The sequence below is a fragment of the Vibrio sp. TRT 1302 genome (genome assembly GCF_050113875.1).
In the GTDB taxonomy this organism is placed as follows: Bacteria; Pseudomonadota; Gammaproteobacteria; order Enterobacterales; family Vibrionaceae; genus Vibrio.
The window spans coordinates 178,447-194,168 of record NZ_JBNJOF010000005.1 but is presented as its reverse complement, the minus strand read 5'-3'; the positions used below and the strand labels follow the sequence as shown (position 1 = coordinate 194,168).

Here is a 15,722-nt window from a genome sequence, read left to right as displayed (position 1 = left end):
TTCATGGTTATGAGAGGTTAAACTTCTAGGAAGTCGAGAATACCTTCAGCCGCTTTACGTCCTTCGTCGATGGCTGTTACAACCAAGTCAGAACCACGAACCGCGTCACCACCAGCAAAGATTTTCTTATTGCTGGTTTGGAACATAAACTCCTGATCCGACGGCGCTTTAATACGCCCCCAGTCATCGAGCTCGACGCCAAAAGGTGCTAGCCATGACATTTGATGCGGCTGGAAGCCAAACGCCATGATTACAGCGTCAGCAGCAAGCACGTGTTCACTGCCTTTTACGGGTTGAGGACGACGTCGTCCAGCGTCATCGGGTTCACCTAGTGCAGTCTTAACGACTTTAACACCAGAGACTTTGCCACTGGCATCAACTTCGACCCCGAGAGGCTGTAAGTTAAACATGAAGTTAACGCCTTCCTCTTTCGCGTTTTTCACTTCTCGACGAGAGCCAGGCATGTTTTCTTCATCACGACGATACGCACAGATAACGTTTGAGGCGCCTTGACGAATCGAAGTTCGAACACAGTCCATCGCGGTATCACCACCACCTAGGACAACGACCTTTTTGCCAGCCATATCGATAAATGCCTCTTCACTTGGTAACTCCATCACTTTATAGGTATTGGAGATAAGGAAAGGCAAGGCATCGTAGACGCCTTGAGCATCTTCATTCTCAAGTCCGGCACGCATATTTTTGTAGGTACCTACACCTAGGAAGACGGCATCATACTCATCGACAAGCTGCTGCATCTCGATGTCTTTACCGACTTCTACACCCAAACGGAACTCAACGCCCATTTCAGTGAATACTCGACGACGGTTTTCCATCACGCCTTTTTCAAGCTTAAACGATGGAATACCAAACGTAAGTAGGCCACCAATTTCAGGGTAGCGGTCGAAGACAACCGGCTTCACACCGTTTCGGACCAAGATATCCGCAGCGGCAAGGCCTGCAGGGCCTGCACCGATAATCGCGACTTTTTTATCTGTCCAAACTACTTTAGACATGTCCGGTTTCCAGCCCATTTCAAAGGCTTTGTCGGTGATGTACTTTTCGATATTACCGATAGTGACCGCACCAAAGTCCTCGTTTAGGGTACAAGAACCTTCACAGAGACGATCTTGCGGGCAGACGCGTCCACAAACTTCTGGAAGACTGTTGGTCTGGTGAGAGAGTTCTACCGCTTCCAGAATTCGCCCCTCATTGGCTAACTTTAGCCACTGAGGAATGTAGTTGTGAACCGGACATTTCCATTCACAGTAAGGGTTACCACAGTCTAAACAGCGATCTGCCTGAGCGGTAGCTTGCTGATTAGTAAAGGGTTCATAAATTTCAACGAACTCGATCTTACGAATCTTAATCGGTTTTTTCGCAGGATCGACGCGCTGAACATCGATAAATTGGTATACGTTCTGACTCATGATTCAAACATCCTCCATGATTACTGCGCTTGAACGCGAAGTTCTGCCGCACTGCGACTTTGATGACCAAGCAGAGTACTTAAATCTGCTGCCTGCGGTTTAACCAAGTAGAACTTCGGAATCCATTCATCAAAGTTCGCTAGGATGTTTTCCGCGTGGACTGAGCCAGTTTCTTCTAGGTGCTCAGCGATCAAACCGCGGAGGTGTTCTTGGTGGATATAAAGATCCGATAGCGCAATCGCTTCGACAGATTCTTGGTTTACTCGTCCTTGGAACTCTTCGTTCTCATCAAGCACGTAAGCGAAACCGCCTGTCATACCCGCGCCAAAGTTAACCCCGGTAGCACCAAGGATAGCGACAATACCGCCCGTCATGTATTCACAAGCGTTGTCACCTGCGCCTTCGATCACGGCAATCGTACCTGAGTTACGGACACCAAATCGCTCACCCGCCGTACCTGCCGCGAAAAGTTTTCCGCCAGTCGCGCCATACAAACAGGTGTTACCAATAATCGTTGCTTCATTACACTGGAAGGTAGTGCCTTGGTGAGGCTTGATGCTAATTTTGCCTCCAGCCATACCTTTACCCACGTAGTCGTTCGCATCGCCTGTCAGGTAAAGTTCAACACCGCCAGCATTCCAGACACCAAATGACTGACCAGCAGTACCGTCTAGGTGTAGCCTAATTGGGCTTGCTGCCATACCTTGATTGCCATAGCGTTTCGCGATTTCACCAGATAAACGTGCGCCAATAGAACGGTCAGTGTTAATCACTTTGTAGAACAAATCTTTAGACTGACATGCCTCAATAGATTCAAGTGCATCCGAGACAATCTTTTGGTTCAATTCAGCTTTATCAAATGGAGCATTTGATTCGGTCCAGTAAAGAGGGTGGCCTTGTGGCGATACTGGTGATTCAAGAATACCAGAAAGATCTAGCTTGCTCTGTTTCGCTGTTAGCCCCTCAACGGCTTCCAAGAGATCGGTGCGACCGATTAAGTCAGTAAGTTTCTCAACCCCCAGTTGTGAAAGTAACTCACGTACTTCATCAGCAAGGCCGATAAAGTAGTTCATCACCATTTCCGGCAGGCCTTTGAAGTACTCTTTGCGTAAGGTGTCATCTTGAGTCGCAACGCCAGTCGCGCAGTTATTCAAGTGACAGATACGTAAGAATTTACAACCCATAGCAACCATAGGCGCAGTACCGAAACCGAAGCTTTCCGCACCAAGAATTGCAGCTTTAACGACATCAAGTCCAGTTTTCAAGCCACCATCGACTTGAAGACGAATCTTATGGCGTAGACCATTGGCAACTAAAGCTTGCTGAGTTTCTGCAAGACCTAGTTCCCAAGGGCTGCCAGCATATTTGACTGACGTTAATGGGCTAGCCGCAGTACCACCGTCATAACCTGAGATGGTAATTAAATCGGCGTATGCCTTGGCAACCCCCGTCGCAATGGTGCCGACGCCCGGCTCTGAAACCAGTTTGACCGAAATCAGTGCTTCTGGGTTGACCTGTTTTAGGTCGAAAATCAGCTGAGCTAGATCCTCGATAGAGTAAATATCGTGGTGTGGTGGTGGAGAAATCAGTGTTACCCCTTGTACTGAGTAACGCAGTTTCGCGATCTCAGCCGTGACTTTATGTCCCGGTAACTGCCCACCTTCACCCGGTTTTGCTCCTTGTGCTACTTTGATTTGCAGAACATCTGCGTTGGTCAGATAGTGTGGTGTCACACCAAAACGACCAGAAGCAATCTGTTTTATGCGTGAATTTCGCTCGGTTCCAAAACGTCTTGGATCTTCACCACCTTCGCCTGAGTTTGAGTAACCGCCTAAACGGTTCATCGCGGTTGCTAGGGCTTCATGAGCTTCTGGGCTCAATGCACCGATTGACATCGCCGCCGAGTCAAAACGTTTGAAGAGTTCGGTACTCGGTTCAATTTTTTCTAATGGCAGCGGCGTTGACGATCTCTTCAGATGCATTAAGTCACGCAGCATAGCAACGGGACGTTCGTTTACCTGCTTAGCAAAGCTTCGGTAATCAGAAGTGTCACCCGATTTTACCGCTTGTTGTAGCGTACCTACGACGTCTGGATTGTAGGCGTGGTATTCGCCGCCGTGAACGTATTTCAACAATCCACCATGTTCAATTGGCTTACGTTTCGTCCATGCTTTGCGAGATAGATTGTAAAGATCTTGCTCGAAGTCTTCGAAGTTCGCCCCTTGAATTCGGGTTGTGACTCCCTTGAAGCAGAGATCGACAACATCTTGGCTTAGACCTACCGCTTCAAACAGTTGAGAGCAACGATATGAGGCAACGGTTGATATACCCATTTTCGACATGATCTTGTACAGACCCTTGTTGATGCCGCTCTGGTAGTTTTGCATCACCTGTCTATAGCTCTTGGTGATAGCGCCATCATCAATGACTTTCGCTAAGGTTTCATAAGCCAGATATGGATAAACCGCCGTGGCACCGAAACCAAGCAGTACCGCAAATTGGTGAGGGTCTCGCACAGTGCCTGTTTCAGCGATGATATTGGCGTCACAGCGAAGGTTTGCATCGATCAATCGGCTTTGTACTGCCCCTACAGCCATGGCTGCTGGGATCGGTAATCGGCCTTTTTGTAGTGTTTTGTCTGAGAGAACGACGAGAACGGTTCCTTCGCGAACCGCTTGCTCTGCTTGATCACAAAGATCAAGAATCGCTTGTTCAAGGTCTTTGTCGTCAGGGTTGTAGTTGATGTCTAGTACTGTACTACGGTAGTGCTCATCACTTAACTCAAGTAGTTGCTGCATATCAGAGTAAAGTAGAACCGGTGAATCAAACGTTACACGATGAGCGTGACCGTCGGTCTCGCAGAATACGTTCATCTCTTGGCCGACACTGGTCGCCAATGACATGACGTGTTTTTCACGAAGTGGATCGATCGGTGGATTGGTTACCTGAGCGAATTTCTGACGGAAATAATCAGTAATTAATCTCTCTTTAGAAGACAACACCGCCATTGGCGTATCGTCACCCATTGAGCCGACCGCTTCTTGTCCCATATCGCCAAGAACACGCAATACCTGATCAACCTCTTCGTTGCTCATCGCAAACTGCTTTTGATAGGTCTTTAGTTCATCTTCATCGAAGCTACGTTCGCCCACTTGGTCTTCTGGCAACTTAGAGAATGGCGTGAGTTTATGGACATTATTTTCCATCCATTCACGGTATGGGTGGCGATCTTTGAGGTCATTATCGATCTCACTTGATTGCCAAAGTTTTCCACGGCGAGTATCAATAACTAAAAGTTCGCCCGGACCCACTCGTCCTTTCTCTGCGACTTCATCGGGAGCATAGTCCCAGATACCAACCTCAGACGCTAACGTGATTAACTTATCTTTTGTAATGACATAACGAGCAGGACGTAAGCCGTTACGGTCAAGGTTACATGCGGCGTAACGACCATCGGATAAGACGATACCAGCTGGACCATCCCAAGGCTCCATGTGTTTGGAGTTGAAATCATAGAAAGCACGCAAGTCAGGATCCATATCAGGGTGGTTTTGCCACGCTGGCGGAACTAGCATTCGCATCGCACGGAAGATATCCATACCCCCAGCTAGAAACAGATCGAGCATGTTGTCTAAGCTTGATGAGTCTGAACCTGTTTCGTTAACGAAGGGTGCAGCGGTTTGCAGGTCAGGTAGCAGTGGTGACGCGAATTTGTACGCTCGTGCTCGAGCCCATTGTCGGTTGCCTTGAATCGTATTGATTTCACCATTGTGAGCCAGATATCTAAATGGCTGAGCGAGTGGCCAACGAGGCTGAGTGTTCGTCGAGAAACGCTGGTGGAACAAACAGATAGCAGATTCCATACGCAGGTCTGCCAAGTCGAGATAGAACCTTGGCAGGTCGGCTGGCATGCATAGACCTTTGTACACTATGACTTGTGTGGAAAGGCTACAGACGTAGAATTCACTATCATCAACAATGCGTTTTTCAATACGACGGCGGGCGATATATAGGCGACGTTCAATATCGCGTTCACGCCAGCCAGCAGGGGCTGAAATAAAAACTTGCTGAATGGTTGGTAAAGAATCTGCGGCAATGGGGCCGAGTACTGTTGCGTTGGTTGGCACGTCACGCCAGCCAGATACAGTAAGCGTTTCTTGGGCAAGTTCTTGATTGATAATGTCTTTTGCTTGCTGTGCTTTGGCTGGGTCTTGGTTAAAGAAAATCATGCCAACGGCATATTGTTTACCAAGCTTAAAGCCATTTTCTTCGGCAATAAGACGTAGATATGAATCGGGCTTTTGTAGTAATAAACCACATCCGTCACCCGTTTTGCCATCAGCCGCGATGCCGCCACGGTGGGTCATGCGATCAAGTGCTGAAATAGCGGTACGTACCAGTTTATGGCTTGGCTCACCTTCCATATGTGCAATTAAGCCAAATCCACAGTTGTCTTTCTCGAGACTAGGATCGTATAGAGCCATTGCAATTCTCCCTTTGCTTCTCTGTCATCCCGACAGAACTACCAACATTTAAAGGGTTGGTATTTATGACTAACTATTCATTTTAATTGTTATATATCGTATAGATATGCAGTAAATGTTCTTAAAACATTTAACAAAATTTGACGAATTCATTTTCATCGACTTCACAACGTATAGGTTATTATGAAAAAGGTCAAGTTCTTGGTGGAAAATCACGCTAATATACAATTTACCACGGAATACGCTGTAATTATCTATATAATTCAGTTGGTTAGAATTTTGATTGTTACAATTTTGCAACATTTGAATGTCAGGGAAATAAAAAAGACCAGCACAATGTACTGGTCAAATGGAAAAGTTTGGAAGGAATGATTGGTTATTCTAAACCACCTAGAATCTAATAAAATTCTTCATCTAGGTGGCTCACTTTATGCGGAAAGCATTAATGAGTCGGCTTTCGCTTCAAGATTTGAGTTACCCATTAGATAACTATCAATAGCGATTGCACACTCACGACCTTCATTGATACAGCGAACAACCAGAGATTGGCCTGTACGCATATCACCGGCGGCAAACACACCTTTTTGGTTAGTTGCAAAACCGTCGGTCGCCACGTTACCACGTTCATCTAGCTTAACATCCAGCTGTGCCAAAACACCGTTTGGCTCTGGATGTAAGAAGCCCATAGCCAAGAACGCCATGTCGCACGGGATGATACGCTCTGAGTTAGCAACTTCTGTAAACTCTGGGCGTTGACCCGGTTGTGCATCTTGCCACACGATGTCAGCAATACGCAGACCCGTCACTTCACCTTTATCGTTGCCAATAAATTCCTTGGTCAAAATGTTCCAATGACGTTCACAGCCTTCTTCGTGCGAAGTGGTTGTTTTCATGATCATTGGATATTGCGGCCAAGGCATATTTACAGGGCGCTTTTCTGGTGGGATCGGCATGATCTCTACCTGAGTTACGCTTGCTGCTTTGTGACGGTTTGAGGTACCCACGCAGTCAGAACCAGTATCACCACCACCGATGACGACAACATGCTTGTCTTTAGCGTGAATCTCTTCACCTTTCAGATCCATGTCGTTAGCACGGCGGTTGTTCTGAGCTAGGAATTCCATCGCAAAGTAAACGCCTTTTAACTCACGGCCTGGTACTGGCAAATCACGAGGAACCGTTGAACCGCCAGTAAGCAGAACAACATCAAACTCCTGACGTAGTTGCTGAGCGTTAATGTCAACGCCGATATGTTGATTGACCTTGAACTCGACGCCCGCGTCTGCCATAAGGTTGATCTTACGATCAATCACGTCCATACCCAGTTTGAAGTCAGGGATACCAAAACGCAGTAAGCCGCCAACTTTTTCGTCACGCTCGAATACCGTGACTGAGTGACCAGCGCTGTTCAATTGCTCTGCTGCGGCTAGACCCGCAGGGCCAGAACCGATGATAGCGACGGTTTTACCTGTACGTGAACGAGGTGTCTTAGGTTTTGCGTACCCTTCACGGTACGCTGTTTCTACGATGGTTTTCTCGATATTACAGATGGTGATTGGATCTTGGTTGATACCCAAAACACATGCACTCTCACATGGAGATGGACATACACGACCTGTAAATTCAGGGAAGTTGTTAGTAGAGCTTAGGATATTCCATGCTTCTTCCCAGCTGTCACGGTAAACCGCGTCATTGAACTCAGGAATAATGTTACCAATCGGACAACCGCTGTGACAGAAAGGCACACCACAATCCATACAACGAGAAGCCTGAGTATTGATTTTGTCGCCAAACTCTTCGTTTAGAACGAATTCTTTGTTGTTTTCAATACGAACTGATGGGTCGAGCTTCTTTGGAAGCTCACGACCATGTTCTAAAAATCCAGTAGGCTTACCCATTATACTGCCTCCACTTGTTCCGTTTGTGCTTGTTCAGCTGCTGCCTTACGCTTTTGAAGTACCGCTTTGTAGTCGCGCGGCATAACCTTAACCATGGTTTCTAGGCTTGCTTCAAAGTTGTCGAGGAAAGACTTCGCTACTTCACTTCCTGTGAATTGAACCTGCTTAGTGAGCATCTCTTTTAGTAGTTCACGATCTTCAGCTTCGATTGGATCTAGGTCGACAAGTTCAGGGTTCAGCTTAGTTTCAAAGTCACCAGACTTATCCCAAACGTAAGCGACACCGCCACTCATACCTGCTGCAAAGTTACGACCTGTTGAACCTAGGATGACAGCAACACCGCCAGTCATGTATTCACAACCGTGGTCACCGATACCTTCAACAACAACTTTTGCACCTGAGTTACGAACACAGAAACGTTCACCAGCCATCCCACGAATGTATGACTCACCTGAAGTTGCACCGTAGAAACATACGTTACCTACTACAATGTTGTCTTCAGCGACGATGGTTGACTTCGAGTCTGGGTAAAGAACCAGCGTACCGCCGGATAGACCTTTACCCCAGTAGTCGTTCGCATCGCCTTCAACTTCGAACTTCACTCCTTTTGCTAGGAATGCCCCAAATGATTGGCCAGCAGAACCTGTGAACTTAACGTTCATTGGTTTTGGTAAACCTTGGTCTTTGTACACTTTCGAAATTTCATTCGATAGCATGGTACCCGCAGAACGGTCAGTGTTAATGATTGGGAACTCAGCGTTAACCGCTTCTCCTTTCTCAAGCGCAGGGATTGCCGCTTGAATCAGTTTGCGGTCAAGAACCTGTTCTAAATTGTGGTTCTGTTCAGTCTGATTGAAGACACCATCGTTTTCACGGGCATGCTCAATGTGCAGTACTGGAGACAGATCGAGGTTCTTGTATTTCCAGTGACCAATATCTTCGCGAACTTTCAATTTCTGCGATTGACCAACCATCTCATCGATGGTGCGGAAACCGAGCTCTGCCATGATTTCACGTAGGCCTTCTGCCATGTATTGGAAGAAGGTTACGACGTCTTCAACACGACCATCAAAACGTTCACGTAGAGTCTTGTTCTGAGTTGCGATACCAACAGGACAGGTGTTTTTATGACACTTACGCATCATGATACAACCTTCAACAACCAGTGCCGCTGTCGCGATACCCCATTCTTCAGCACCAAGCAGTGTTGCTACCGCTAGGTCACGTGGTGTTTTCATCTGACCATCTGACTGAACTACGATACGGTTACGCAGACCATTTTTCAGTAGTGTCTGGTGTGTTTCTGCTAGACCCAGTTCCCAAGGTAGACCTGTATGGCGAATCGAAGACATTGGTGATGCGCCTGTACCACCATCAAAACCAGCGATAAGAACCACATCCGCCTTCGCTTTCGCTACACCAGAGGCAATCGTACCTACGCCTGCTTCTGATACCAGCTTGACGTTAACTCGGCCAGCACGGTTGGCGTTTTTCAAATCAAAGATTAGCTGAGCCAAATCCTCAATTGAGTAGATGTCGTGGTGAGGTGGTGGAGAGATTAGACCAACACCTGGTGTGGAGTGACGAGTCGCACCAATCCAGTCATCAACCTTATCACCAGGTAGCTGACCACCTTCACCCGGCTTAGCACCTTGAGCCATCTTGATTTGTAGCTCATCGGCGTTAGTTAGGTAGTAAGACGTCACACCGAAACGACCTGAAGCAACCTGTTTGATTGCTGAACGCTCCCAATCACCATTCTCTTTACGTTCGAAACGAGAAGGGTCTTCACCACCTTCACCTGAGTTCGATTTAGCACCAATGCGGTTCATCGCGACTGCGAGAGTCGAGTGTGCCTCGTAAGAGATCGAACCAAATGACATTGCACCGGTAGCAAAACGTTTAAGGATGTTTTCGATCGGCTCCACTTCTTCTAGCGGGATAGAACCTGCTGGATTCTTAACAAAATCGAGCTGGCTACGTAGCGTTGCTGCGTTATCGCCTTGATCATCAACCGCTTTCGCATATTGCTTAAACTGAACATAGTCTTTGTTACGAGTTGATTGTTGAAGCAGTGAAATAGTTTCAGGGTTAAACAGGTGTTTTTCACCACGTTGTTTCCATTGATAAACACCACCAACATCCAGTACTTGAACAGGGATTTCACGTGTTGGGAAGCCAATACGGTGACGTACAAGCACTTCTTTGGCGATGTCATCAATAGTAAGACCTTGGATACGCGAAACCGTACCAGTGAAGTACTTGTCGACAACAGACTTGCTGATACCCAGAGCTTCAAAAATTTGTGCACCGTGGTAAGACTGCAAGGTTGAAATACCCATTTTCGAGAAGATCTTCAATAGACCGCCGTTGATAGATTTACGGTAGTTCTCGAACAGTTCTCGAATGTTGGTTTCAGGATCCAGTTTTTTGGTTCGTTGCAGTTCAACCATAGTCTCAATAACTAGGTATGGGTTGATTGCGTTTGCCCCGTAGCCAATCAGAGTCGCAAAGTGGTGCGTCTCACGAGCATCACCTGTCTCGATAACGATGTCACACTTAGCACGGAGACCTTTACGGATCAGGTGATGGTGCACAGCGCCAACGGCGAGCATTGCTGGAATCGCTGCGTGGTTAGAGTTTACCGCGCGGTCTGTTAGCAAGATGATTGAGTAACCGTCGATTACGGCATCTTCTGCATATTGACAGATACGCTTCAGTGCACGCTCTAGCTTGCCTTCATCTTCACTTGCTTGGAATACGATATCTAACGTCTTAGCTTGTAAGTGCTCGTTATCGATAGCACGCAGTTTTTCAAGCTCAGAGTTTGAAAGTACTGGCGATTCAAGCTCAACTTTTTGACAGTGCAGTGGTGACTCAGCAAGAAGGTTCTGATCCTTACCTAGGTAAGTATTCAGAGACATAACCATACGCTCACGAATCGGGTCGATAGGCGGGTTAGTTACCTGAGCAAACAACTGCTTAAAGTAGTTTGAAAGATGTTGCGACTGATGCGAAAGGATCGCAAGTGGCCAGTCGGCACCCATAGCCGACAGCGGCTCTTTACCATCACGAGCCATAGGAACGATGATCTCGTTCACTTCTTCTGAGCTCACCCCAAATGCTTGCTGTTTGTGCAGAAGCTTTTCAGGTGACGGTTGGCTGAATTCGTTGCTCGCATCCGGCAGTTTCTTCAGGCTGAGAAGATTCTCTGCTACCCATTTTTCGTAAGGTTGTGCTGATGCAATGCCGTCTTTTACTTCTTCATCAGAAATAATACGTCCTTGCTCTAGGTCAGCAACGAAGATACGACCCGGCTGTAGGCGACCACGGAATTCGACGTTTTCTGGTGCAATATCCACAACGCCTGACTCAGACGCCATGACCAAGAAATCATCTTTTGTCACTGTGTAGCGAGAAGGGCGAAGGCCGTTACGGTCAAGAGTTGCACCTACTTGAACACCGTCTGTGAAACAGACTGAAGCAGGGCCATCCCATGGTTCCATGACATTTGCGTGGTATTGGTAGAACGCACGACGAGTTGGATCCATGTTTTTGTTTTCTTGCCACGCTTCTGGAATCATCATCATCAATGCGTGTGGCAGGCTACGACCCGAAAGAACCAGAAGTTCTAGCGCCATGTCGAAGTTAGATGAGTCTGAAGCACCTTCCTGACAGATAGGCAACAACATATCGATTTCAGCTTGAGTAAACAGGTCTGATTCGATGATCGCCTCGCGTGCTTTCATCCAGTTTAGGTTACCGCGAACGGTGTTGATTTCACCATTATGAGCGATGTAACGGAAAGGTTGAGCTAAGCGCCATTTCGGGAAAGTGTTGGTTGAGAAACGAGAGTGAACCAGCGCAAGTGCGGTCACCATCGTTGGATTCTGTAGATCGAGGAAGTACTGTGGTACTTGCTCTGTTGTCAGCTGACCTTTGTAGACAAGTGTTTTGTATGACATTGAGTTGATGTAGAAATCATCACCAATGTTAGAGACACTTTCTAGACAGACTCGAACTGTGTAGTTACGCAGTACGTACAGTTTACGCTCTAGCTCTTCAGGCGTGATGCCAGGGCCACCAGAGATGAATACGTGTTCGAATTGCGGTTCAGTGCTTAAAGGGTCAGCACCGATCATTGAGTTGTCTGTTGGCAAGACACGATAGCCGATAACATCGAGCTCTAGACGTTTAGCATTACGTTCTAGGATATCGCGACATTGCGCGCGTTTGTGTTCGTCTTTTGGGAAAAGCACCACACCAACGCCGTATTTCTCGAAAGAAGGGAGCTTGATACCAAGCTTAACGGCTTCTTCTAACAGAAATTCGTGTGGTTTTTGTAGCAAGATACCAGCGCCGTCACCTGAGCAAGGATCACATCCTTGACCACCACGGTGCTCCATCCTTGCAAGCATATCAAGAGCTTGCGTAACTACTTCGTGCGATTTACGGTTTTTTAAGTGAGCAACAAAACCGATACCACAAGCGTCATGCTCCAATTCAGGAGTGTACAGACCTTGTGAAGTTTGCTCTCTATCTACCATGGATACATCCTTCCAGTTCAAATAGGCGCAATTGGGCTAGTCGAAACTAGTTCTACGTCCTGTCCTTTATTTTTATGATTCGAAGTCAGCCTAGCTGGCGACTTTGATTCCATTCCGTCTCTCGCTGAAAAATATGGCGAGAAAAACAATCCTTGGTGAAATCCAGTTTTTTTGTATCACAATCTAGTGATTTATATAGGTAGGAATAGGAGTTCACCGATGTTTTGCCAAACTTTAATGTAATAAAAAACACAAAATGCAGCAAAATCTGTAAGTATCCTACAATTTACTCAGCACAAAATGCAATCAAAAGTCGTGCTTGTTGCCCAGATTTTTTGCGTTATAAATTGATATTATGTTTAACTTTTGCTTAACAATTGGCTTGAGGCACATTATTTCTGCATGTTTATTGACTTTGCATAACACCAACCCCGTTTGAAAGCGTTACATTTATTCCCAAATTGCTTTCAATATTGTAATTAAATTACATAGATCTTAATGATATTTATTTCGCTTTAGGCAAGGGTAAAGATGCAACTTCACGAGCTGGTCAACACTATTGGACAAGACTTACAGAGAAGGTACGGGGAAAAAGTTCATAAACTGACACTGCACGGTGGATTCAGCTGCCCAAATCGAGATGGCACTATTGGCCGCGGTGGATGCACATTTTGCAATGTCGCTTCGTTCGCTGATGAAGATGCGCAAATAAAAAGTATCCATGAGCAGCTAACCGATCGAGCTGGAGAGATTTCTAGAGCGAAGCGCTACCTTGCCTATTTTCAGGCTTATACCAGTACTTATGCCGAAGTACAGGTTCTTAAAAACATGTACGAGCAAGCATTGAAAGCGGCTGACATTGTGGGATTGTGCGTGGGTACTCGCCCTGACTGTGTCCCTGATGCCGTCCTTGAACTGTTGGCAAATTACGTCGAACAAGGGTACGAAATCTGGCTGGAACTCGGTTTGCAAACGGCAAACAATCAGACGCTAAAACGCATCAACCGAGGCCATGATTTCGAATGTTACGCTGAAATTACCCAGCGTGCGCGCGCACTTGGCATCAAAGTCTGTACGCACCTGATTGTGGGCTTACCCAGAGAAACACGCGAAGACAATATCGCGACACTGAAGCAAGTTTTGGCGGTTGGCACGGACGGCATTAAACTTCATGGTCTTCATATTGTCGAAGGCAGCACCATGGCCAAAGCATGGAAAGCGGGCAAGTTGTCAGCTCCAGAGCTCGAAGAATACGTGTCGATTGCCAGTGAGCTAATACGTATGACACCTCCCGAAGTGGTGTATCACCGTGTCTCCTCAGCAGCACGTAGACCTACGTTGTTGGCACCTTTATGGTGTGAAAACCGTTGGTTAGCCATGACTGAGATCGGTCGTTCTCTACACCAGTTAGGGGCGCAAGGCTCTTTGATAAATCAACCATTTGAATACACAAGGCCGATATTAAAGGCTGATAATTAAGCAATAAGCTGATATCTTTTGTACCCTTATAAAGATTATTCATTGAGTCAGAGTTATAAATGGAGCAAGTATTAGTTTGGTTGTGGGACTCTACCCGCGGGCACGGTTTTGACTTTGTTGTCATCCTACTTGCTACTTTTGCAGCAATCGCTATCTATGCGAAAAATCAGGCGCACCTGATTGAACTACTCGAGACAACACCCAACGCATTGCTGTTAATCGACAGTAAGACTGGTGAATTAATGCTTGCTAACCCAGCTGCGACCCAAGTTTTAGGGGTGCGTAAAGTGGGTAAGAGCTTTATGTTACCTGATTTAGTGACACCTCAGTTTCTGCTTTCTATTACCTCCCCGTTTGCCGGTTCGCGTTTCTCTTCACATATGTTGAGCTGGCCTATTTCGCAAACCAGAGCGATTAAACTTGATGTCTCTGGGCATAAAACTCTGTTTCGCCGCCGCACGACTTGGTTACTCTATTTCTCTCCGCATCATTTAACCGATCAAGAACTAAAGAAAGAGATCAATTCACTTTCAATGATCAAAAGTGCGTTCGACAACTTGTCTGAGTTGGTCTTTATCAAGAACAATGACGGCCAGATCATCTCAACTAACCGAGCGTTTCAGCGCTTTTGGCATAATCGCGAAGAAGAGGGGACTGCCGATATCCAAGGTGTGATTAAGGGTCGGGCAAGTCAAAGACGTTGGACAGTGACGCCAGATGGTCGTAGCTGCTTGCTCGAAAGTTATCAGAATATCTTGCTGTCATCTGATGGAGAAAAGCTAGGCACACTGTGTATTAGCCACGATGTGACGGATTGGCACGATATGCAGAAAAACTTGCGCGACGAGATGGAGAAGCGCCGAGATACTGAAGTCGCGCTGGCACAACGCGACACGATCTTACAAAACATCCTCGAATCAAGCCCTGATTCTATCGGTATCTTTAACGAAAACATGGTCTATCAGGCATGTAATCAGCCGTTTGTGAAAGCGTTAGGAATTGCCGAAGTTGATGATTTGATTGGCAAACGTCTGCAGGATGTAATCCCAAATGATAGCTACGAACGACTATCAGAAACGGATAAAAAGGTGCTCTATGAAGGTAAGTCGTTGCGCTATATCGATCGCGTGATCAGCAGTAAGGGCGCATATATTTGGTATGACGTGGTGAAATCTCCATTCAGAGATCCTGCTTCTGGAACCAATGGTGTGCTGATCATGGCCCGTGATGTTTCAGAGCGTTACCTAGCGGAACAAAAACTGGAAGAGGCCAATCAAGAGTTAGAGCGTCTGAGCTTTATTGATGGATTGACTCAGATTTCAAACCGCCGTCGCTTTGATGAACAACTTGAAACACTTTGGTATCTCCATATCCGCGAGCAGCAGCCACTCACGATTATCTTGTGTGATATTGATTACTTTAAAGGTTACAACGACTTTTATGGTCATCAACGCGGTGATGAAGCACTGATCAAAGTGGGGGAAGTATTTAAGAAAGTGCTAACCCGCTCAAGCGATTGCGTGGCTCGTTATGGCGGGGAAGAGTTTGGTTTCATCTTGCCAAATACCACCACAGAAGGTGCACTATTAGTGGCTCAGCGTATTCATGAAGGTGTGGCTGAACTTGGTCTAGAGCATCAGAAATCTGAGGTATCCAACCAGATCACGACCAGTATCGGTCTTGTCTCGATTGTGCCTAAACCGATGACCAGCAGCGAAACGATTGTCGCTTTGGCTGACAGTGCTTTGTACCAAGCAAAAGCCAACGGTCGCAATCAGACCTGTGTGCATCACACATCAGAGAATTAGCACTTTTTGTTGGAAGGATTCCTTTAGCTGTCGGTAGTGAAAACAGGTAATATTTAACGACTGTTACCGTGCGGAG

At 46.6% G+C, this 15,722-nt stretch carries 6 protein-coding genes; 2 read left to right on the top strand and 4 right to left on the bottom strand.

Translation table 11 applies throughout. The features are described from left to right. Positions 1–17: 17 nt before the first annotated feature. From ACQEXP_RS09725 to gltB (ACQEXP_RS09710), 4 genes are all read right to left on the bottom strand, one after another. Complete coding sequence (locus tag ACQEXP_RS09725) at positions 18–1,430, bottom strand: FAD-dependent oxidoreductase (protein WP_269376567.1); 1,413 nt, start codon at positions 1,428–1,430, stop codon at positions 18–20. Between the two features lie 20 nt (positions 1,431–1,450). Next, the gene (gene gltB / locus ACQEXP_RS09720) at positions 1,451–5,914 is read right to left on the bottom strand and encodes a glutamate synthase large subunit (RefSeq protein ID WP_426969629.1); all 4,464 of its coding nucleotides are present in this window, start codon (positions 5,912–5,914) and stop codon (positions 1,451–1,453) included. A gap of 428 nt (positions 5,915–6,342) precedes the next feature. Continuing rightward, positions 6,343–7,812 carry a glutamate synthase subunit beta gene (locus tag ACQEXP_RS09715; RefSeq protein ID WP_426969627.1) on the bottom strand — a complete coding sequence of 490 codons (1,470 nt, stop codon included), beginning with the start codon at positions 7,810–7,812 and terminating at the stop codon, positions 6,343–6,345. Then, entirely contained in the window at positions 7,812–12,359 is a 4,548-nt protein-coding gene (gltB, locus tag ACQEXP_RS09710; RefSeq protein ID WP_269376570.1) for a glutamate synthase large subunit, read from the bottom strand. Before gltB (ACQEXP_RS09710) ends, ACQEXP_RS09715 begins: the two co-directional genes overlap by 1 nt. Before the next feature lie 531 nt (positions 12,360–12,890). Between gltB (ACQEXP_RS09710) and ACQEXP_RS09705 the strand changes: the two genes are divergently transcribed. Next, a complete protein-coding gene (locus ACQEXP_RS09705; protein ID WP_426969625.1) occupies positions 12,891–13,838 on the top strand; it encodes a TIGR01212 family radical SAM protein in 948 nt (315 codons plus the stop codon). A 59-nt stretch (positions 13,839–13,897) separates the two neighbouring features. Further along, positions 13,898–15,646, top strand: a complete 1,749-nt coding sequence (locus ACQEXP_RS09700) for a diguanylate cyclase domain-containing protein (RefSeq protein ID WP_426969623.1) — start codon at positions 13,898–13,900, stop codon at positions 15,644–15,646. Positions 15,647–15,722 lie beyond the last annotated feature (76 nt).